At 48.0% G+C, this 21,124-nt stretch carries 23 protein-coding genes; 12 read left to right on the top strand and 11 right to left on the bottom strand.

Features of this window, described 5'->3' with window-relative positions:
• The first annotated feature begins 26 nt into the window (after window positions 1–26).
• The 8 genes from yaaA to ACP7H9_RS05170 are packed head-to-tail and all read left to right on the top strand — an operon-like array spanning window position 27 to window position 5,405.
• Window positions 27–803, top strand: coding sequence for a peroxide stress protein YaaA (gene yaaA, locus ACP7H9_RS05205; RefSeq protein ID WP_272988178.1), 777 nt, complete (start codon window positions 27–29; stop codon window positions 801–803).
• Between the two features lie 11 nt (window positions 804–814).
• Window positions 815–1,699 (top strand): DUF3014 domain-containing protein, encoded by an 885-nt coding sequence (locus tag ACP7H9_RS05200; RefSeq protein WP_272988180.1) that lies wholly within the window; start codon window positions 815–817, stop codon window positions 1,697–1,699.
• A gap of 4 nt (window positions 1,700–1,703) precedes the next feature.
• Window positions 1,704–2,306: a 1-acyl-sn-glycerol-3-phosphate acyltransferase gene (locus ACP7H9_RS05195; protein WP_272988182.1), complete on the top strand. Its 603-nt coding sequence runs from the start codon at window positions 1,704–1,706 to the stop codon at window positions 2,304–2,306.
• A gap of 2 nt (window positions 2,307–2,308) precedes the next feature.
• Window positions 2,309–2,950, top strand: a complete 642-nt coding sequence (locus tag ACP7H9_RS05190; protein WP_272988183.1) for a GNAT family N-acetyltransferase — start codon at window positions 2,309–2,311, stop codon at window positions 2,948–2,950.
• 55 nt (window positions 2,951–3,005) lie between these two features.
• Complete coding sequence (gene ribH, locus ACP7H9_RS05185) at window positions 3,006–3,470, top strand: 6,7-dimethyl-8-ribityllumazine synthase (RefSeq protein WP_011235370.1); 465 nt, start codon at window positions 3,006–3,008, stop codon at window positions 3,468–3,470.
• A 10-nt stretch (window positions 3,471–3,480) separates the two neighbouring features.
• Window positions 3,481–3,900, top strand: coding sequence for a transcription antitermination factor NusB (gene nusB, locus ACP7H9_RS05180; protein WP_011235369.1), 420 nt, complete (start codon window positions 3,481–3,483; stop codon window positions 3,898–3,900).
• A 3-nt stretch (window positions 3,901–3,903) separates the two neighbouring features.
• On the top strand, window positions 3,904–4,899 hold the full coding sequence (thiL, locus tag ACP7H9_RS05175; RefSeq protein WP_417438417.1) for a thiamine-phosphate kinase: 996 nt from the start codon (window positions 3,904–3,906) through the stop codon (window positions 4,897–4,899).
• 23 nt (window positions 4,900–4,922) lie between these two features.
• Window positions 4,923–5,405 (top strand): phosphatidylglycerophosphatase A family protein, encoded by a 483-nt coding sequence (locus tag ACP7H9_RS05170; RefSeq protein ID WP_439222315.1) that lies wholly within the window; start codon window positions 4,923–4,925, stop codon window positions 5,403–5,405.
• A 23-nt stretch (window positions 5,406–5,428) separates the two neighbouring features.
• Here ACP7H9_RS05170 and dxs read toward each other — a convergent pair whose 3' ends face one another.
• The 3 genes from dxs to ACP7H9_RS05155 are packed head-to-tail and all read right to left on the bottom strand — an operon-like array spanning window position 5,429 to window position 8,410.
• Complete coding sequence (dxs, locus tag ACP7H9_RS05165; protein ID WP_439222314.1) at window positions 5,429–7,285, bottom strand: 1-deoxy-D-xylulose-5-phosphate synthase; 1,857 nt, start codon at window positions 7,283–7,285, stop codon at window positions 5,429–5,431.
• A gap of 4 nt (window positions 7,286–7,289) precedes the next feature.
• Window positions 7,290–8,177 carry a polyprenyl synthetase family protein gene (locus ACP7H9_RS05160; RefSeq protein ID WP_034822247.1) on the bottom strand — a complete coding sequence of 296 codons (888 nt, stop codon included), beginning with the start codon at window positions 8,175–8,177 and terminating at the stop codon, window positions 7,290–7,292.
• Window positions 8,174–8,410 carry an exodeoxyribonuclease VII small subunit gene (locus tag ACP7H9_RS05155; protein ID WP_034822249.1) on the bottom strand — a complete coding sequence of 79 codons (237 nt, stop codon included), beginning with the start codon at window positions 8,408–8,410 and terminating at the stop codon, window positions 8,174–8,176. The genes ACP7H9_RS05160 and ACP7H9_RS05155 overlap by 4 nt, the downstream gene beginning before the upstream one ends.
• A 202-nt stretch (window positions 8,411–8,612) precedes the next feature.
• Between ACP7H9_RS05155 and pomA the strand changes: the two genes are divergently transcribed.
• The 4 genes from pomA to ACP7H9_RS05135 all read left to right on the top strand — a co-directional run bounded on the left by pomA (window position 8,613) and on the right by ACP7H9_RS05135 (window position 12,190).
• Window positions 8,613–9,380: a flagellar motor protein PomA gene (gene pomA / locus ACP7H9_RS05150; protein ID WP_034822251.1), complete on the top strand. Its 768-nt coding sequence runs from the start codon at window positions 8,613–8,615 to the stop codon at window positions 9,378–9,380.
• Between the two features lie 2 nt (window positions 9,381–9,382).
• On the top strand, window positions 9,383–10,321 hold the full coding sequence (locus tag ACP7H9_RS05145) for a flagellar motor protein MotB (RefSeq protein ID WP_439222313.1): 939 nt from the start codon (window positions 9,383–9,385) through the stop codon (window positions 10,319–10,321).
• A gap of 66 nt (window positions 10,322–10,387) precedes the next feature.
• Window positions 10,388–11,839, top strand: coding sequence for a tRNA uracil 4-sulfurtransferase ThiI (gene thiI / locus ACP7H9_RS05140; protein WP_439222312.1), 1,452 nt, complete (start codon window positions 10,388–10,390; stop codon window positions 11,837–11,839).
• An 18-nt stretch (window positions 11,840–11,857) separates the two neighbouring features.
• Window positions 11,858–12,190, top strand: coding sequence for a VanZ family protein (locus ACP7H9_RS05135; RefSeq protein WP_034822257.1), 333 nt, complete (start codon window positions 11,858–11,860; stop codon window positions 12,188–12,190).
• Here the strand turns inward: ACP7H9_RS05135 and srmB are convergent.
• The 8 genes from srmB to ACP7H9_RS05095 form a co-directional block, all read right to left on the bottom strand.
• A complete protein-coding gene (srmB, locus tag ACP7H9_RS05130; protein WP_011235359.1) occupies window positions 12,187–13,416 on the bottom strand; it encodes an ATP-dependent RNA helicase SrmB in 1,230 nt (409 codons plus the stop codon). The two genes, ACP7H9_RS05135 and srmB, sit on opposite strands and share 4 nt — an antisense overlap.
• Window positions 13,417–13,450: 34 nt before the next feature.
• On the bottom strand, window positions 13,451–14,299 hold the full coding sequence (locus tag ACP7H9_RS05125; protein ID WP_439222311.1) for a universal stress protein: 849 nt from the start codon (window positions 14,297–14,299) through the stop codon (window positions 13,451–13,453).
• Between the two features lie 17 nt (window positions 14,300–14,316).
• Complete coding sequence (locus tag ACP7H9_RS05120) at window positions 14,317–15,807, bottom strand: SulP family inorganic anion transporter (protein ID WP_439222310.1); 1,491 nt, start codon at window positions 15,805–15,807, stop codon at window positions 14,317–14,319.
• A 210-nt stretch (window positions 15,808–16,017) separates the two neighbouring features.
• Entirely contained in the window at window positions 16,018–16,695 is a 678-nt protein-coding gene (locus tag ACP7H9_RS05115; RefSeq protein WP_439222309.1) for an NADPH-dependent FMN reductase, read from the bottom strand.
• A gap of 77 nt (window positions 16,696–16,772) precedes the next feature.
• A complete protein-coding gene (gene arsJ / locus ACP7H9_RS05110; protein ID WP_110014123.1) occupies window positions 16,773–17,984 on the bottom strand; it encodes an organoarsenical effux MFS transporter ArsJ in 1,212 nt (403 codons plus the stop codon).
• Window positions 17,984–18,979: an ArsJ-associated glyceraldehyde-3-phosphate dehydrogenase gene (locus tag ACP7H9_RS05105; RefSeq protein ID WP_110014122.1), complete on the bottom strand. Its 996-nt coding sequence runs from the start codon at window positions 18,977–18,979 to the stop codon at window positions 17,984–17,986. Before ACP7H9_RS05105 ends, arsJ begins: the two co-directional genes overlap by 1 nt.
• A gap of 283 nt (window positions 18,980–19,262) precedes the next feature.
• Window positions 19,263–20,306, bottom strand: coding sequence for an ACR3 family arsenite efflux transporter (arsB, locus tag ACP7H9_RS05100; protein WP_439222308.1), 1,044 nt, complete (start codon window positions 20,304–20,306; stop codon window positions 19,263–19,265).
• Window positions 20,293–21,024 (bottom strand): metalloregulator ArsR/SmtB family transcription factor, encoded by a 732-nt coding sequence (locus tag ACP7H9_RS05095; RefSeq protein ID WP_273025204.1) that lies wholly within the window; start codon window positions 21,022–21,024, stop codon window positions 20,293–20,295. Before ACP7H9_RS05095 ends, arsB begins: the two co-directional genes overlap by 14 nt.
• Between the last annotated feature and the right edge of the window lie 100 nt (window positions 21,025–21,124).

Genomic DNA, 21,124 nt, shown 5'->3' with positions numbered 1-21,124 from the left:
GTATAATTTGATTGGAGTGCATAGACATGTTGGCCGTTGTTTCACCTGCTAAAAACCTGGATTACGAAAGTGACTTGCCGGAACTTAATGTTACTCAGCCACGGTTGCTGGATAACGCTGAAGAACTGGTTGAGGTTTGTCGGCAACTAAGCCCGCAACAACTGGGGTCGCTAATGAAAATTAGCGACAAGCTGGCGGGCCTGAATGCTGCTCGCTTTCAGGAGTGGCAACGGCCTTTTAATGAAGACAATGCACGCCCGGCTATGTTTGCATTTAATGGTGATGTTTATACTGGTTTAGATGCTGCCAGTCTGAATTCAGAGGCCATTAATACGGCACAAAAGCAGTTACGAATTTTGTCCGGTCTTTATGGTGTCTTAAGACCTCTGGATTTGATGCAGCCATACCGACTGGAAATGGGTAGCAAGCTGGATAACCCTAAAGGCAAAAACCTGTATGAATACTGGGGCGATACCATTACGCAGACACTAAATGATGACCTGGCTGAGCTGGGAAGTTCAACTTTAGTGAATTTAGCTTCTAATGAGTATTTCTCGGCGGTTAAGCCAAAAGCATTAAATGCGGATATTATTACACCCGTGTTTAAAGATGAAAAAAATGGTCAATATAAAGTCATCAGTTTTTATGCCAAGAAGGCACGGGGACTAATGGCGCGATTTATCCTGAACCAAAAGCCAGAATCCGTGTCTGATCTAAAAGAATTTGATGCAAACGGCTATAGTTTCAATGAGGCTATGTCCAGCGATAAACAATTGGTTTTTTGTCGTGCTGAGCAAAAATAAAGGAGCGCACAATGAGTGACGATCAGGTTGAAACATCAACGGCAACAGAAGAAGCAAGTCGCAAAACGACTTGGATTGTTGTTACGCTTATTGTGCTGGCGGTTATCGCTGCCATAGTATGGTGGTGGCTGCCGGCTTCTGAAGACAAGAAGCAACAAACCGAAACGGTAGAAGTTGATCAGCAGCAATCAACCGAAGTTCAGGTTGAGGGGTATGAAGAAGAGTCTGAAGAACCTGAGCCTGAAATTGAGCCAGAACCGGTTCCAACCGAACCAGAGTCTGAACCGGAACAAGAGCCGGCTGAACCTGAGCCAGAACCTATTGCTTTGCCGGAGCTGGATAACAGCACACCGACGGTGCTTCAGAACCTTGATTCAACCGACGTCAACATTCGTCCATTAAAAAGCTCTCAGATTATTCGTGACGCAGTTGTGCTGATGGACAATATCAGCAACGGCAGCATTGTTCGCGAGCGAACTATTGTTCAGCGTCCCGACGGTCGCTTTAGTGTGTTGGAGGTTGATGGCGAACTCTATATTGACGAAAGTAGCTATCGCCGATACGACGCTTTAGTTGATTGGTTTGTCAGTCTGGAGCCTGATGCACTGGCTGAAAACTATGAATTATTTAAGCCATTAGTGCAGGAAGCTTACGCCGAAATTGGTTATCCGGAGTCAGATTTTGATGACACCTTGTTGGAAGCCATTAATGTCATACTTGAAACCCCTGTACCAGAAGGTTTGGTTCAGGTAGAAGATGACAGCGTTATGTATACTTTCGCTAACGACTCTTATGAATCTTTGCCTGCAGCGCAAAAACAGTTGCTGCGCATGGGGCCTGAAAATATTCAGCGAGTGAAAGAAAAGTTACGCGAAATAAGACAGGTACTACAGTAATTTTATGACCGATAAACAAGTAATTCCGGAATTTGTCAGAGGCGAATTTCCTGTTACCCATAACCGCTTTTTACGTTGGGTAGGCCGTTTTGGCTTACGCGTATTGGGCGGCTGGAAAATTAATGGTGAAATGCCAAACGTGAGAAAGGCGATTCTTCCGGTTGCGCCACATACATCTAACTGGGACTTCCCGGTTGGAGCCTGCGTCATGTTGGCTATGGGGTTAAAGCTTAACTACTTGGCAAAGAGCAGTTTGTTCCGCTTTCCGCTGAAAGGTTTGTTAACCAAGCTGGGCGGACTTCCTATAGACCGAAGTAGTGCGAATGGCGTTGTTGGCAACATGGTGAAAGAGTTTCGCGAAAAAAACGAACTGGTTTTAGTGATAACTCCTGAAGGAACGAGAAAGCGGGTAAAAGAGTGGAAGAAAGGCTTTTTACACATGGCACAGCAAGCTCGTGTCCCTGTTGTTCCTGTTGCTTTTGATTATGCGCGTAAAGCTATTGATATAGGCCCCGCGCTTATGATTGGCGATGAACTGGAAAAAGAGCTTGCCCGGGTTAAATCTTATTTTGAGCATGCGCAGGGTAAGCACGGAGAAGCGTGTTGAGAATGCTTCTTCGCAGTTTTCTGCTCCTGTTGATACTGCCGCTATTTAATGCGGCAGCAGCGGCAGATTTCTGGCAAAAAGAATGGGCTGTTCCTGAATATGCTGAGGGTAACAGCTTAATTATCCGTCCCATTGAAAGCTCTGATACCGATCGTTTATTCCACAGCTATATGACTTCGCAGAGGTGGCTTTATGATCGTCTGGGCTGGTCCTGGCCGTCAGAGAAAAGTACCCCTCAGCAAAACGAAACCATGGTGAATTACCATCTGCAACAGGCAAAAGCGCAAACGGCGTTTACTTATTTGGTGATTGATAAGGAAGATAAGTCCATTATTGGTGCTGTTTATATGGTACCGGTAGCTGCCAGTAGACAAGAAAAAAATGGCATTCCACGTAATGCGTATAACGCTGAAGTCAGTTGGTGGCTTTTAGAATCGGCCATTGACGATAACTTACATAATGATTTTTTTGTGCTTTTAAAAGATTGGCTGGAAGCAAGTTGGCCCTGGCGGCAAGTGCTGTTTCCGGTATCAGAAAATAACGAAACAGCTTTGCAGCTACTGGAAAGTAGCAGTGCCCGCTCGCTGGGTCGTGACTTAGATGCCCAGGAAAGGTATTTCTCCTACTCAATTTCACGCAAATAGCCCCACATTGTGCTATGATCGCGCGCAATTAACGAACGGTTAATAAGGAAAACTCATGCAGGTAATTGAAGGTGGAATAAACGCGGCTGGTAAAAAGTTTGCCATTATCGTTTCTCGCTTTAACCATTTTATGGTTGAAAGCTTATTAGACGGCGCGGTGCAGACATTAAAGCATTATGGTGAAGTAGCGGACGACGATATAACCGTTGTGCGTGTTCCCGGTGCTTATGAAATGCCGGTAACAGCGAAACGTCTGGCCAGTTCTGGTAAATACGACGCAATTATTGCGGTCGGTGCGGTTATTCGCGGTGGTACACCACACTTCGAGTTTGTTGCCGGTGAATGTAATAGTGGTTTAGGCCGGGTTGCGACCGAGTTTGATTTACCTGTCGCATTTGGCGTTATTACCACAGATACGCTGGAACAAGCCATTGAGCGCAGTGGTTCTAAAGCCGGAAATAAAGGCTCGGAAGCCGCATTAAGCGCGCTTGAAATGGTCAATGTACTGAAACAACTCTGAGATACTTCAAATGAAACCCGCAGCAAGAAGAAAGGCCCGCAAGTTGGCCGTGCAAGCAATTTACTCATGGCAGCTATCGCAAAATAGCTTTAGCGATATTGAGGCTCAATTTTTAACGGAAAATGACACCAGCAAAGTGGACGTTGACTACTTTTTAGAGTTAGTGCGTGGTGTTGGCGGGCATTACCGGACGCTGGACGAAGCGCTTGAACCGTTTTTAGACAGACCGATTAAAGAGCTCGACCCCATTGAACTGGCCGTTTTAAGGCTGGCCGCTTACGAATTGCGTGAGCGCGTTGATGTACCTTATAAAGTAGCTATCAACGAAGCGATAGAGCTGGCTAAATCTTTCGGTGCCGACGAAAGCCATCGTTTTGTCAACGGCGTACTTGATAAAGCAGTAGATACTTTCCGCCCAACCAGGCAGTAACTTATGCCCCGCGATGAATTTTCGCTCATTAATGAATACTTCACTCATCGCTCCGCAAAACGGGGCGATGTTGCTATGGGCATTGGAGATGACGGAGCCGTTGTCCGGCCAATGCCTGAGCATGACCTGGTCATTGTTACCGATACACTGGTAGAAGGTGTGCATTTTGATACGACCACGCCACCCCGTGCTATTGGTCATAAAAGTGTTGCCGTGAATTTAAGCGACTTAGCGGCTATGGGCGCTCAGCCATGTTGGATTAATCTGGCTTTGACGCTTCCGCGTATGGATGAAGACTGGCTACAGGAATTTAGTGGTGGCCTGGATGAAATTTGCAGTTATTACGATTGTCAGTTAATTGGCGGTGACACAACCAAAGGTCCGCTGACAATAACCATTACGGCTCACGGACAACTACCCTCGGGTAGCGCGATACCGCGTTCCGGTGCCAAGGCGGGCGACTGGATTTATGTCAGCGGCTCTTTAGGCGACGCGGGTTTAGGCTTGCAGGTTACACAAAATAAAGTCAGCACAACCGGTCGTCACTTGCAGCAGGTAATAGAACGCCTGCATTACCCCACCCCCAGAGTTGCTTTGGGCCAAAGTCTGCGAGGCGTCGCAAGTTCCTGCATTGATGTTTCTGATGGTCTGCTGGCCGATTTAAGACATTTAATGACAGAAGCCGGCACTCAGGCGCAACTGCAGCTGGAAAAGCTGCCACTGTCACTGGCGTTAACCGAAACTCTTAAGGTGGATGACGCACTGGCTTTAGCTTTGACTGCCGGAGACGACTACGAGCTTTGCTTTACCTTGCCTGAGGAACATCGGGGCCGTATGGAAACCTTAACCACGCACCTTAAGACCCGACCGGTATGTATTGGTCGCGTAGCGAACGGTGAGCCCGGTGACATTCAGCTGCGCTATAATGGTGAAGACTGGTTGCTGGCTGAGGGTTATAGCAGCTTTAATCACTTTCCGCAGAACGAAGCTACTAAATAAGACGCTTAAGGAGCCGCAAGCCCATGTCTCATGCGAAACTATCATGGTTTAACCCCGTACACTGGCTTGCGTTGGGTTTTGGCTCAGGTCTCGCCCCTAAAGCTCCTGGTACCTTTGGAACCCTTATTGGTATTCCGGTTGTTTTTCTATTAGCTCAACTTAACTGGTGGGAATACCTGCTGGCTCTGGTGGTAATGACGCTGGCCGGTATTTGGATATGTCAGTATACGGCTAAGGCCATGGGAGCCCATGATCATCCCTCAATTGTCTGGGATGAGATAGTTGGCTATGCCGTAGCTATGTTCGCACTGCCTGTAGAGCCTTTTTGGTTGCTGGCGGCCTTTGTGTTGTTTCGCATTTTTGATATCTGGAAACCCGGGCCAATTGGCTGGGCAGATAAAAAACTAAGTGGCGGCAACGGTATTATGATGGATGACGTGCTGGCAGGTATTTTCTCGGCGGTATTACTGCATTTAGGCTGGTGGTTGTCAGGTCTGCTGGGCTAAAGCAAACCTGACCTTGTCATACTTCAGCTTTTCTTAACAAAGTCATCCACCTGCCGCTCAATACCTGCGGCATCCAGACCCAGTTCGGCACGAACTTCACCTTGCGAACCATGTTTAATAAACTCGTCCGGTAAGCCTATTGTTAACACTTGCGGGCTTGCTTTGTGTTGGGCTACGTATTCGCTCACGGCACTGCCTGCGCCGCCTGCTATGACATTTTCCTCTACAGTTACCAGCACTGAATGGGTTGTCATTAACTGGTCCAGACAAGCTGTGTCCAGAGGTTTTATGAAACGCATATCGACAACGGTGGCATTAAATTTGGCTGCCGCTGCTTCCACTTCCGGCAGCAGGGTACCAAAATTAAGGAAAGCAATATTCTGCCCCTCAGTAAGGGTTTGAGCTTTTCCTATATCAATAACTTTACCCTTACGAAGCTCCAGACCAACACCGGCTCCACGGGGATAACGAACCGCTGCCGGACCTTTGTACTGATACCCGGTGGTTAGCATGTCCAGACACTCTTGTTCATTACTGGGAGCCATTACCACCATGTTAGGTATGCAACGAAGGTAACTTAAGTCAAATGCGCCCTGGTGAGTGGGGCCATCGGCACCGACAATACCGGCACGGTCAATGGCGAAGAGCACATCAAGGTTTTGCAGAGCGACATCGTGAATGAGCTGATCATAACCGCGCTGTAAAAAGGTGGAGTAAATGGCGACAACCGGTTTCAGTCCTGAAATAGCCAGGCCCGCTGCGTAAGTCACACTGTGCTGTTCAGCTATAGCCACGTCAAAGTACTGTTGTGGATATTGCTGTGAAAACGTCACCATGCCAGAGCCTTCACGCATGGCCGGTGTTATTGCCATTAGCGACTTGTCATTACTTGCGGTATCGCACAGCCATTGGCCAAAAATTTCAGAATAGCTGGGAATACCCGGTGCTTTCTCAGGCAGGCTGGACTCTTTGGGATCAAACTTTGGCACGCCATGGTAACCAATAGGATCTTTCTCTGCAGGTCGGTAACCTTTGCCTTTTTGCGTCACAATGTGCAGCAACTGCGGGCCGCCTAAACTGCGCATGTTCGATAACGTATCAACCAGAGTATCAACATCATGGCCGTCTATCGGTCCTATGTAATTGAATCCCAGCTCTTCAAAAATAGTGCCCGGTGCCATCATGCCCTTCATGTGCTCTTCGGCACGGCTGGCAAAATGACGAATATGAGGCAGCGGGCTGAGTAATTTTTTGCTGCCTTCCCGCAGCGAGGTATAAAAACGACCAGATAAAAGGCGGGCGAAATGATGGTTCAGAGCACCAACGTTTTCTGAAATAGACATGTCATTGTCGTTCAGCACCACCAGCATATCTGGTTTTATATCACCAGCATGATTCATGGCTTCAAATGCCATACCGGCGGTCATTGCACCGTCGCCGATAATGGAGACAACTTTTTGTCGTAGACTTTGCCTTTGCGCTGCTACCGCCATGCCTAACGCTGCTGATATAGACGTACTTGAATGCCCGACTGAGAGCACATCGTATTCACTCTCTTCGCGCCAGGGAAAAGGGTGAAGCCCGTCTTTTTGACGAATAGAGTGCAACCGTTGTTTACGCCCGGTCAGAATTTTATGTGGGTAAGCCTGATGGCCAACGTCCCAAACCAGCTTATCTTCTGGTGTGTGATACACATAATGCAGGGCAACCGTAAGCTCTACGGTGCCTAAACCTGACGCGAGGTGGCCGCTGCTTTGGCTCACTGAGGTTAATAAAAACTGTCTAATTTCTGCGCACAGTTGCGGCAATTGCGTCCGCGGTAAACGGCGCAGGTCAGCGGGGGAGTTAATTTTATCAAGTAACGGATATTGTTGAGTCATTCAGTTAGTGGTCCCGCTTTAACAGCAAGTCGGAAAATTGTTCAAGTCTGTCTGTATTGTAAGGGATATCGCTTAACGACTGTAGTGCTTTATGGTGTAAGTTTTGCAGGCGTTGCTGAGCACCTTCTATCCCAAGCAAACGCACGTAAGTTGACTTCTCAGACGCGGTATCTGAACCCTGAGGTTTGCCCAGAGCTTCAGTGTTACCTGTTACGTCGAGGATATCATCCTGTACTTGAAATGCCAGCCCCAGGTAATGAGCGAACTGCTCAAACTTTTTCCGCCATTGTTGTGAATTGTTATTACCGCACAACACACCCATAGTGGCGGCGGCTGTTATCAACGCGCCGGTTTTACTTAAATGCATTTGCTCCAGAGCGTCTTCAGTGAGGATTTTAGCTGTCGCCTGTAAATCTATTGCCTGACCTGCACACATTCCGCGGGCACCGCTGGCTTTAGCCAGTACCTGAACCAATTGCAGCTGTCGTTCACTGGGCAATTGTTCCATACGGTTTTCGGTTAAGACTTCAAAAGCCAGTGTCTGTAGCGCATCTCCGGCTAAAATGGCTGTCGCTTCGTCGTAAGCAATGTGGCAAGTCGGCTGACCACGGCGCAAGTCGTCGTCATCCATTGCTGGCAAGTCGTCGTGAATTAACGAATACGCGTGTATTAATTCCACTGATGCGGCGGCTCTAAGAGCATCGTTTTTATTAGCGCCACAAATATCGGCAACAGTCATCAGCAGGTAAGGGCGAATACGTTTTCCGCCCATTAACACACCGTGCTGCATGGCCTGATTCAGACGCGAATTCAGGGTTAACTGCGCAAGCGTTTGCTTTAAGAAGGTATCGACTTGTTCTCGTGTTGCTGCTGTTAACGAGTTAATCGTCACATCAGTTCTCCATTGCTTTCATCAGTTTCAGATTGCTGCTCGGCCAGCAAGGTTGTCACTTTTTGCTCGGCTTGCTGCAACTGCTGCTGGCTGGAACGTGATAAGGCAATGGCTTGTTCGAATTTCTTCAGCGATTGCTCAAGCGGTAAGTCGCCTTGTTCCAGTTCATTAACCAGCTGTTCTAACTGCTCCAGAGCCTGTTCAAAGGATTGCTGTTTCTGTTCGTCTGCCATAGCTGAGTCTGCCTTAATATCTGTGATGAGCCGCATTGCTAATAGAATGAAAGTTAATTATCCGATAAAGAATCCGGAATGTCAGCCGATGATCTCATTATTCCTGTGTAAGATGAACAGATGTCGCTTGTAAGCGCGACGCGATTGTTTAAGAATGAGCACAGCAGCATAAATGAAAACTCAAATCGGGGAGGAAGGCTGAGTGGATATAGCAACGCTCGTAGGAATTATCGGTGCCGTTGGCTTTGTCATTGTTGCTATGGTTCTGGGTGGGGATATTGGTCTGTTTTTAGATACTCGCTCATTCTTTATCGTATTCGGCGGTTCATTATTTATAACCTTAGCGAACTTTTCTCTAAGCCAGTTTCTGGGTACGGGGAAAGTGGTTGTTAAGGCGTTTTTCTTTAAAATTGAACACCCGCAAGAGCTTATCGACACGGCTGTGGAAATGGCTGATTCGGCGCGTAAAGGTGGCTTTCTGGCACTAGAAGAAGCGGAAATTCCGAATAAGTTTTTTCGTAAAGGCGTAGACATGCTGGTTGATGGCCACGATGCCGAAGTTGTCCGCCAAACCTTGTCAAAAGACATAAAGATGAGTTTTGCCCGCCACGAAGAGGGTGCCCGTGTATTTAAAATACTGAGCGATGTCGCCCCGGCTATGGGTATGATTGGTACCCTGATTGGTCTGGTTGCGATGCTGTCTAATATGGATGACCCGAAAGCGATAGGACCAGCTATGGCCGTTGCTTTGTTAACAACCCTTTATGGTGCCTTTTTAGCCAACGTTATTGCTATTCCTATTGCGAATAAGTTGTTGTTACGAGCCGAACAGGAAAAGCTGAACCGGCAACTGATACTGGATGCTATTTTAGGTATTCAGGACGGTCAGAACCCTCGTGTCATTGAAGGCATTTTACGTAATTACTTAGCTGAATCTAAGCGTATTGGTAACGAGGATGAGGACGAGTAGTTATGGCCTCAGAGAAAGTCAGAGACGAAGAAGAAGAGGACTGCAACTGTCCGCCGCCGGGATTGCCTATGTGGATGGCAACCTTTGCCGATCTCATGACCTTGCTCATGTGCTTCTTTGTGCTGTTATTGGCTTTCTCCGAAATGGACGTGCTGAAATTTAAGCAAATAGCCGGTTCAATGAAATACGCTTTAGGTGTTCAAAATAAAATTGAAGTCAAAGACATTCCTAAGGGTACCAGCGTTATCGCTCAGGAGTTCCGTCCCGGGCGGCCAGAGCCAACGCCCATTGAAACTATCCAGCAGCAGACCGTAGAAATGACGCAGCAGATGCTGGAATTTCAGGAAGGTGAGTCCGACTTTGCCGGAGGTCAGCAAACCGAGCGGGGCGGTCAGGAGTCCGACAGCGCAGACGACCAAAAAGAAGCAGAAGCAGAAAACACTGAGGCTATGACGCAGGTATCTAAGGAGCTTATGCGTCGTATCGAGCGGCAGCTTGAGAATGAGATTAAAGCCGGCACTATTGAGCTTGAGCAGCACGGTCAGCAAATTATTATTCGCATACGTGAACAAGGCTCATTTCCTGAAGGTTCGGCATTTTTACAGCCGCAGTTCCGGCCTATTATTCAGCAGGTTGCCGGGGCACTGAAAGATATTCCGGGTGAGGTCACTATTTCTGGCCACAGTGATAATGAAAAACTGGTATCGGAAATCTACTCATCGGACTGGGATCTTTCCAGTAAGCGAGCGGTTGCGGTTGCAGAAGAAATGCTGAAAGTGGATGACTTTAGCGAAGATCGTCTGGTGGTTATGGGTTACTCGGATACTAAGCCATTGGTGCCGAATAACTCGGAAGAAAACCGCAAGCGAAACCGTCGTGTTGAAATATTGATAATGCAAGGTAAAGCGGCAGAATCTGACCCGGTTGATGTTATCGACTGAGCGCTGGTTTCTGCCGGGCAGGACACGTATAATTGCCCACTTTCCTAAAGACTTGACGATTTTGCTATGAAGTTTGTTGTTCGCCTGCACGCTGAAATTACCATTAAAAGCCGTTCTGTTCGTAAGCGTTACGGTAAAGTACTGACCAATAACCTGCGTAAAATACTGGCTCCGGTTGACGACTCGGTATACGTTAAATGGCTGTGGGATCGCATCGAAGTGTCCGCTGATGGCGACGACTCAAAGGTACGTAGTGAAATCAAAGAAATTTTGCAAAACACCCCTGGTATTTCCTGGTTTGCCGAAGTTATAGAACAGCCTCTAACCGATTTTGATGCGGTTGCCGAGCTGGTTGGTGAGCATTGGTTAAAGCGCTTGCCGGGTAAAAGCTTTGCTATGCGGGTTAAGCGCAAAGGTAATCACGAGTTCAGCTCACAACAGCTAGAACGTTACGTCGGCGGCTATTTGCTGGAACGTGTTCCTGATACTTCTGTAAACCTCTCTAACCCGGACCTGGACATTGCGCTGCAAATTACCAACCAGATTGTGCACCTGGTGGGGGAACGAATTAATGGCTTAGGTGGTTTTCCTATTCCTACTCAGGAAACCGTACTGTCATTGCTAAGCGGTGGCTTCGATTCCGGCGTTGCAACCTATGATTTTATCCGGCGCGGTGCGCGAACTCACTTTTGCTTTTTTAATTTAGGTGGTGACGCCCATGAAGTGGCAGTGCGTCAAATAGCTTATTATTTGTGGAAGCGCTACAGCTCCTCGCACCCCATTAAGTTTATCAGTGTTGATTTTGCCCCTATTGTTGATGACATTCTGACAAACGTGGATAACGGTCAGATGGGCGTGGTGTTAAAACGGCAAATGCTGCGGGCTGCGGATAAAGTCGCTCGTTATGTAAAAGCGCAGGCGCTGGTAACGGGTGAAGCTATGGGGCAGGTATCCAGTCAGACCCTGTCCAATTTAAAAGTGATTGATCAGGCGACATCGGCATTGGTTTTACGTCCGCTAATAACCAAAGACAAGCAGGAAATTGTGGATGAGGCAAAGCGCATCGGCACCGAGCCATTGGCTAAATCCATTCCTGAATATTGTGGCGTTATTTCTAATAAGCCGACAGTGAAAGCCATTCCGGCGGTTATCGAAGCCGAAGAAGCGAAGCTTAACAAAGATTTACTGGATCAGGTGGTACGGGCGTCAAACGTACTGAGCATGCAGGATATAGCGACGCAAACGGACGCAGAGCTGGCGCTGCCGGATACCACAACGGAACTCAGTAGCGACACAACCATCATAGATATTCGAAACGATGAAGAAATTGAAGCAGCACCCTTGTCAGTAGAAGTTGAGGTTATTGAAATTCCATTTTTCAAATTAGCCTCTCAGTTTGCTGAACTGGATCAAAGCCGGGAATACTTGCTGTACTGTGACCAAGGCATTATGAGCCGGATGCAGGCTTTGTTATTGCACGAAAATGGCTATAACAACGTATCGGTTTATAAGCCCTAATTTAGAGAGAAGTAGACTATGCTGGCAAGAGCCCTATTTTTTGTTGTGTTATCAACAGCCACCTTTCTCTTTTTGTGGCAGTTTCCAAGTACCGGAGCTCAGAGCATTCCGCACCTGGATAAGCTGGTTCATTTTGGCATCTTCTTTGTTCTGGCCCTGACCTTTCACAGAGCGTTTGCCTTGTCAGCTAAACTGTCGTTACTAATTCTGGTTTGTTATGGCTTATTAATAGAAATAGCCCAGTCTTATGCGCCCGGGCGTAGCGCTGATGTTTACGATTGGTTAGCGGATGCCAGTGGCGTTGTAGCTTATTTTATTTTGCACCATTTACTAAGCAAGAAGTCGCGTTAACGCGACTTCTTCTTTTTATCCGTTTTCTTCTTCACTTTTTTCTTCGAGCGGGACTTTTCTGTCGACGGAAACTTATATTGAGGTTTTAACCCTTCAATAGTTCGTCTGTCTAGTTTGGCGTCCAGGTAACGCTCGACACGCCCCAGTAATAAAGCATCATGTGCTTCTACCAGCGATACGGCCGTTCCTTTTTGTCCGCCGCGGGCTGTGCGCCCAATTCGGTGCAGATAAACATCAGCTTGCTTAGGAAGGTCATAATTAACCACCAAAGTGATGTCGTCTACATCCAGCCCTCGCGCTGCAATATCAGTAGCAACTAAGGTAATTTCCGTCGTTTGTTTAAGCTCGTTCATAATGCGCTGACGATCACTTTGCGGCATATCGCCCCGCAGTGTCACAATTTTACGGCCGGTACCAAACTGGCTGCGCAGAAAGTTTGCAATAAGCTCTACGCGTTCACGTGTTCTGACAAAGACAAACTGCCGCCCGGGGTGCGCTTGAAGCACGCTCATTAACAGTTTTCGCTTATGTTCGTCGGTATCCGCTAAATGAACCCACTGAAGAATTTTACCGCGCTCACGTTTGGGAGGCTGCACATCAATGTACTCGGGTTCGGTTAATAACTCGCGGGAAAATTTAATCACGCCGGAGCTATTCAGCGTTGCTGACAGTAGCAATGACTGCTGACGATGACGTGCCTGCAGAGCCATTTCTTTGACCGTTGCGGCAAAACCCATATCCAGCATACGGTCGGCTTCATCAATAATCAGCCACTCAATGCCTTCCAGGTTGTACTGTTCGGCTTCAAGTAAGTCCATTAGTCGACCCGGTGTCGCAACCAGTATGTCGTGTGTCTTCTCTAATACCGACAACTGAGAACCATAGTTGATGCCTCCGGTGACAACCACAGAGGTTAACCCGGTTTTGGCCTCAAACTGTTTAGCCTGTTCATGGATTTGTTCAGCTAATTCGCGGGTTGGAGCCAATACCAGTATACGAGCTGGTCCTGGTTGTTGACGCGGAAAATCCAGCAAATGTTGCAGTGCTGGCAGCAGGAAAGCCAAAGTTTTACCTGTTCCGGTCGGTGCACTAATAAGTAAGTCGCGACCATCCAGGGCGGCAGGAATACTCTGTTGTTGTACTTTTGCTGGTTTGTTCAGTTCAGCATCGCGAAGAACCGCAATTAAGCGGTCATCGAGATCAAACTCTTCCCAGTCTGGCGTCATGTTATTTTCCTTGAAATCATCTTGTCTGCTGCAATTAACGTAGCAGCAATAAAGCGGAGTTAGTTGTCTGTAGCAGGCTAGTTGTGGTGCTGCCTACTAAAAACTGACGAATACGCGAGTGACCATAAGCTCCCATCACCAGAAGGTCAATATTGTGCTCTTCCTGGTACGCATGAAGTGCAGGCTCAACTTCGCCTGAGCGTATTTCAAATCGCGCATTATGTCCCAGCTCCCGCAAGTGGTTAGATGCTGCTTCGATGGACGCGCGACTGTCGTTGGTATCAGCTCCGACCATAACCAAATGTAACGGAAGGCCTCTGAAAATAGGGCTTTCCGCAAGCATGCGAATACCTTTACGGGAAGAATCACTGCCGTCGAATGCTAACATCACATTTTTAGGTTGAGTAAATTCTTCAGGTGCGACCAGAATAGGTTTATGCATGGTTCTTACAACGGTTTCAAGTTGGCTTCCAACGCGATTTGTACGGGTCGTCTCTTCGCCGTGGAGACCCATAACAAGCAGTCTCATTGAATCCTCAACTTCTAATAAGGATTCGGCCAGGTCGCCGTGTCGTTGGCGTAAGTTGATATGTTCGACGCCACTTTGTATCGCGCGCAATTTGGCACTTTCCAGCATGTGGTGGCCTTGCTCTAAGGCTAACTTGCTGCGCTGCTGATCAAGCTCCGCTAATTGCTCGAGCAGAGCCTCTCTGCTACCTAAGCCGATGTTACCTGTCATATTAGTCTCGGTGGGGTAACGCGCTTCGTCCAGAACATGAAAAAGCGTTAATGGTGTTTGTAAGCGTAATGCTGCCCAACTGGCGTAATCACAGACAGATTGAGTTGACGCAGAACCGTCAATACAAGCAACAACATGTTTCATTATTGAATCCTTTTCCATTAGTGGCCGCCCATCAGTTTATCAACAGCATCGGGCTTATCATGTACGCCAAAGCGGTCAACGATAGTGGCACTGGCCTCGTTAAGCCCTATGACGTCTACTTCCGCACCTTCACGGCGGAACTTCACCACAGCACGGTCAAGTGCATCAACGGCGGTGATATCCCAGAAATGGGCCTGACTGAGGTCGATTACAACCTGCTCAACCCCTTCTTTGAAATCAAATGCGCCAAGAAACTTTTCAGATGAGCTGAAAAACACCTGACCAATGACCCGATAAGTGCGTTTTATGCCGTCAGAGTCAATCTCTGACTTAATGTACAGGTAGTGTCCAATTTTGTTAGCAAAGAACATAGCAGCCAGCAGCACACCAACCAATACACCATAAGCCAGGTTATGCGTTGCAACAACGACTGCAACTGTCGTAACCATGACAATATTGGTGGACAGCGGATGTTTCTTTAAGTTCTTAATGGAACTCCAGCTAAAGGTACCTATAGAGACCATGATCATTACGGCAACCAACGCCGCCATGGGGATTTGCACTAGCAGTTTGTCCAGAACCAGAACCATAATCAGCAGGAAGATACCGGCAACTAGTGTAGACAACCGTGTACGACCGCCTGATTTCACATTAATAATGGACTGACCAATCATGGCGCAACCGGCCATACCGCCGAGCAAACCTGACCCTATATTAGCAATGCCCTGACCTTTACATTCGCGGTTCTTGTCGCTGGGGGTATCGGTTAAGTCGTCGACAATAGTTGCTGTCATCATGGACTCAAGTAAGCCTACTACCGCAAGCGCCGCCGAGTAAGGGAAGATAATAGCTAAGGTTTCGAAGTTTAACGGAACGTCAGGCCATAAGAAAATAGGCAGGGTGTCCGGCAATTTACCCATATCACCAACGGTACGAATATCCAAACCTAAGAATACGGCGACGATAGTTAGGGATACAATACAAATCAGCGGAGAGGGCAGTATTTTCCCAATGAAAGGTATGTAAGGGAAGCCGTAAATAATGGCTAGGCCAGCAGCTGTCATTGCGTATACATGCCAGGTTACGTCAGTTAGCTCGGGCAACTGCGCCATAAAAATCAGAATGGCCAGAGCATTTACGAAACCGGTGACCACCGAGCGCGAGACAAAGCGCATCAGCTCGTCCAGTTTAAGGTAGCCGGCAGCAATTTGCAGTAACCCGGTCAGTAAGGTGGCCGCTAACAAGTACTCAAGCCCATGCTCTTTGACCAGCGACGCCATAAGCAACGCCATGGCGGCGGTTGCGGCAGATATCATCCCCGGACGACCGCCGGTAAAAGCAATAACAACGGCAATACAGAAAGAGGCATACAGGCCCACTTTCGGATCTACGCCCGCGATAATAGAGAATGCGATGGCTTCAGGAATAAGCGCTAAAGCGACCACAATACCTGACAACAAATCACCACGTATATTAGAAAACCAGTTCTGCTGGATAGACTTCAACATAGATAGATAACACCAAATTTTAATCGTAATTATAAAGCGGCCGGAATGGCCAGAAAAGCAGAGAACAGCCTACTGCGCACCTGTGACAGGAAAGTGACGGCTAGGGTGGCGTAATACGCGTCAGCACGTAGGTGGCTCCTTATGGTTTGAGGCTGGTCAAAAAAAGAGCGCGAATTTTAGCATAAAATGTGCCAACTACAACCGAAAAAATTATTTTCGGTCGCTGTCTGGGGCATTGCGTTGTGAGGGGTCACTTTTAAAGTCGCTGACCAGCTTGCGCGGGTTCAGCGCTTCGCGTTGTTTTTGTGTGGCTTCGGCCCACCAGAAGAGCTGATTCAGAGTGCGCCCGAAATACTGGATCCAGCGCTCAGTGTCCTCAACCTCCTGAGTGAATTTGCCGTTTTCCTCAAATACTGTTTGCGCTTTAGGCACGTGGATCATAGCGGATACCGGTAGGCAGCCTAATTCAGACAGGAAGGTGCGCATATTAACCGCCGCGCGAACGCCACCCCACTGACCAGCCGAATAAGTCGCAATGGCACTGGGTTTATAAGAGTACAAAGACGCACCGAAGTGGTTCAGTAAGTTTGCTAAAGCAGGACTCATGGAGTGATTGTACTCAGGGCTGACCATAACGTAAGCATCGGCAGCTTCAATCTTTTTAGCCAGAGCGTCCAACTGTTCGGGGACGTCTTTTTCATGGTATGAAAAATGTGGCTTAAAAACATCCTCAAATGGGTAATCTAAAGGGTCAATAAGTTCGACTTCTGCGTTATCGAAGCTTTGTTCCAGGTAATTAACGCAGGCCTTTGCCACACGTTCGCCCAATCTGGCTGGCTTGGGCGGCGTACTGTCACGTACCGTACCTAAAAACACTAAATATTTCATTGTGGTTCCTTAATAGTAGCCTGACATTTACGTCAGGTCAGATATCGCACCTGACATAAATGTCAGGCTACGACATATCAGACGCGATGCTGCTCCCGCTCGGGCAAAAAGCTAATTGCTGCCGTGGATAATAGCAATAACAGTGTTGATATCATTAGGCAAGCAACCAGCCCCCATTGCTGATACACCCAGCCGGATAAAACGGTACCCATTAGACGCCCGGCTGCGTTGGCCATGTAGTAAAAGCCTACGTCCAAAGACACCCCGTCGGCGCGAGAATAAGAGACAATAAGGTAACTGTGCAGCGACGAGTTAATGGCAAACAGAATGCCGAACAAGCCTAAACCAATAATAATGCTCTGGGTAACAGGTAAGCCCTGCCACAGGGCCAGAGCAAGCGCGAGTGGACTCAGAGTCAGTAACGCATTCCATACCACGGCCTGAGTTTTAGGTACGTCATTGCCCGTTTTTGTGAATTTAGGCGCAACACTTTGTACAAAGCCATAGCCAATAACCCACAAGGCTAAAAAGCTGCCGACTTGCCAGTGGTTCCAGTCCAGCTGGCTGGCTAAGAACACCGGTAAGGCCACCACAAACCAGACGTCGCGTGCGCCAAAGAGTAAGAAACGAGCCCCCGATAAAATATTGATAGGCCGGCTTTTGGATAAAATGTCCTTAAACTTAGGCTTGAACTTTGCTTTGCCTGACTCTTTTTTCAGGAAAATTAAACTGACTACCCAGACCAGGCTAAGCATAACCGCCATGGCCAGCACCGCACCCTGGAAGCCAATTAACGTGAGCAGTAAACCACCAAGGAAAAAGCCAACGCCTTTTAAGGTGTTTTTTGAGCCGGTGAGTATCGCGACCCATTTATACAGCTGACCTTGTTTGTCGTCAGGCACCAGTAGCTTAATGGTGCTTTTGGCGCTCATTTTATTGAGATCTTTGGCAATACCGGACAACGCCTGGGCGGCCATCACCCAAATGACGGTGAGCATAGAACCCGGTACCAGCAGCATGGCAAGCGCCACAATCTGTATGCCAAGCCCAATATTCATGGTTCTGTTGAGCCCCCAACGAGCGCCCAGCCAGCCACCAAATAAGTTAGTGACTATGCCGAAAAACTCGTAGAACAGAAACAGCATAGCCACTTCCAGCGCACTGTAACCCAACTGGTGGAAGTGCAGCACCACCAGCATGCGCAGCGCGCCGTCAGTCAGCGTAAAAGCCCAGTAGTTACCCGTAACAATTAAGTATTGGCGTATAGCCGGCGACAGCTGACTGAGCATTAGCCGACTTTTTCCACCAGTTCAACTGCGCGGTTGGCATAACCCCATTCATTGTCGTACCAGGCATAAATTTTCACGTGCGTGCCGTTAATAACCTTAGTCGACAGAGCATCGACTATGCTTGAGCGAGGGTCGGTTTTGTAATCTATTGATACTAACGGACGCTCTTCATATCCCAGAATGCCTTTGAGTTCGCCTTCGGCGGCCTCTTTCATCCAGCCATTAATTTCCTCCACGCTGGTGGATTTCTTCACTTCGAACACGCAGTCGGTTAATGACGCGTTTGCTAAAGGTACACGTACTGCGTGGCCGTCGATTTTATCCTTCAGCTCCGGGAAAATTTCCACAATGGCCGTTGCTGAACCGGTAGATGTAGGAATTAAGCTCATGCCGCAGGCACGGGCACGGCGTAAGTCTTTGTGTGGTGCATCCAGAATGGTCTGGGTGTTGGTTAAGTCGTGAATGGTGGTAATTGACGCGTGCTTAATACCAATTTTGTCCTGCAGTACTTTGACCACAGGTGCCAGACAGTTGGTGGTGCAGGACGCGGCGGTGAGTATCTGATGCTTTTCCGGATCGTAAAGGTGGTCGTTAACGCCCAAAACAATGTTCAGCGCGCCGGACTCTTTGACCGGAGCTGATACCACCACACGCTTAACGCCTTGCGACAGGTAGTCGTTGAGCACCTTCACGGTTTTCATTTTGCCGGAGGCTTCCAGAACCACATCACAACTACTCCAGTCGTTCTCGGCAATGGTTTTGTGTTGAGTGAAAGCTATGCGTTCATCACCAATTTGAATGGCGTTGTCCTGACCTTCGGCTTCATAGCCCCAGCGACCATGCACCGAGTCAAAATTCAGCAAGTGTGCAAAAGTAGCCGCATCAGCGCCGGGGTCATTCACCTGAACAATTTCCAGGTCAGGGTTTTCCCATGCCACGCGAAGCGCCAAACGACCAATACGACCCAAACCGTTAATTCCAACCTTAATCGTCATAAAAGACTCCTTTTTGTATTTCTGACGTAGCCTGACGCTATTGCGTCAGGTGAGATATTGAACCAAGAGCGCTGAGGTTACGGGAGCTACTGCGGAGGACGCCCGTGAATACATCCTTGTAGGGCTTGGGCAGCGCCATCCATGGCGCTGCACACCTCCGCAGTAGCTCCCGTAACCGTCAGGGCGCTCAAGGTTTAACATCCCCTCTGGCGTTCAACTTGCTGTTACTACGTCAGGTGCAATCTCTAACTATCTCACCTGACATAAATGTCAGGCTACGTCATTACTCATTACTGGCAAACCAGTGTTTGGTTTTATTCGCGAACCAGACTAATGAGAGCATTACCGGTACTTCTACCAGCACGCCAACAACCGTGGCTAGCGCTGCGCCGGACTGCAAACCAAATAGTGAAATAGCTACGGCTACTGCTAACTCGAAAAAGTTTGAGGTACCAATTAAGCAGGCCGGAGCCGCAATGCGGTAAGGCAGCTTAATTAATAACGCAATAATAAAGGTAATAGCAAAAATGCCGTACGTCTGTACCAATAATGGCGTAGCAATCATGGCAATATCCAGCGGCCGCTTCAGCAGAACTTCGGCTTGAAAACCAAACAACAGCACTACAGTCAGAAGTAGACCGACGATTGACCAGGGCTTCATAGTCTGGTCGAAATTGGCCAGCGCTTTATTGTTGTCATTATCGCTGTCTGAATTTGAGCGGGTGATGTACCGGCGCGTTATAAACCCGGCAATAAGCGGAGCAATAACGTAAAGGCCAACGCTTAATAGCAGGGTTTGCCAGGGCACAATGATATCGGTAACACCAAGTAACAAGGCTGCAATGGGCGCGAACGCGAAAATCATAATAATATCGTTAACCGACACTTGTACCAGCGTGTAGTTAGCATCGCCTTTGGTCAGCTGGCTCCAGATAAAAACCATGGCAGTACAGGGTGCAACGCCTAATAAAATGACTCCGGCCAGGTATTCGTTTGCGGTTTCGGGTTCAATAAAGTCGGCAAATATACCTTTGAAGAATAACCAGCCTACCAACGCCATGGTAAAAGGTTTCACCAGCCAGTTAATAACAACCGTCAGAATTAAACCTTTGGGCTCTTTCGCTATTTGTGTGATAGCGGCAAAGTTAACCTGCACCATGACGGGGTAAATCATCAACCAGATAAGTACTGCAATAATTAAATTAACCTGAGCAAACTCAAAAGCTGAAAGCCATTCGAAAGCGCTTGGAAAGAAGCTCCCCAGGGCCGTTCCTGCAATAATAGCTAAGGCTACCCAGGCAGAGAGAAAACGTTCAAACACACCCATTATCGATATCCTTTATCAGTTGGGGGTTATAGTCGGCGGTGGTAATAATGATTTTACGCATCCAGTCAGGTAGTGCCGGATTCAGCTGGTAGTAAACCCAGCGCTGGTCTTTGCGGTCAATCAGCAGCCCATATTCGCGCAGCTGAGCCAGGTGGCGCGACACTTTAGGCTGCGACATGGCGGTAGCATCAACAAACTCGCACACACACAGCTCTTTGTGCTTGGCTAACAGGCTTATCATGGTTAAGCGTAGCGGGTCTGCCATGATCTTGAAGAAGTCTTCCGGTGCATTAAATAAATGTGGCTTGTCACTGTTCTTGCGCAAAATGAGCAAAAACATCTTAATGCGTTCACTTAACTCATGAGCGGTCTTCTTAAAGGCATTGGTTTTTTTGCTGCTTACCGGGTCGGGAAAGTCCCAGGCTATAAAGTGGTTCTCTTTGTATTGTAGCTGGCATTCAGAGCGGGCGCGGTCGCATAAGCTGATAACGTAATCAAATTCATCGATGCTTAAATCTGAAACGGCCTTTGAACTTAACCCTTCGGTACTAACCCCGAGGGCTTGCAGTGCTTCAAGAGCTTTAGGTTCAGGCTGGGTTGGCTCAGTGCCGGCACTGTAAACTTCCAGCTCATCATTACCAAACTGTCGCAAAATAGCTTCGGCCATTAACGAGCGAGCCGAGTTGGCGGTACAGAGAAACAGAACCTTCGTGGTCATGGGTATCACCATATATTCGATATTCCATATATATGTTAGATCGAATATGCAGAAGGTGCAATAGTGAGAAGGGGCCGGTTGTCACTTGTTTCGCTTGAGC

It is taken from the genome of Idiomarina sp. ST20R2A10 (assembly GCF_051842345.1).
Taxonomy (GTDB): Bacteria; Pseudomonadota; Gammaproteobacteria; order Enterobacterales; family Alteromonadaceae; genus Idiomarina; species Idiomarina loihiensis.
The sequence above is the reverse complement of the archived record's forward strand: the minus strand, read 5'-3'. Positions and strand labels throughout refer to the sequence as shown.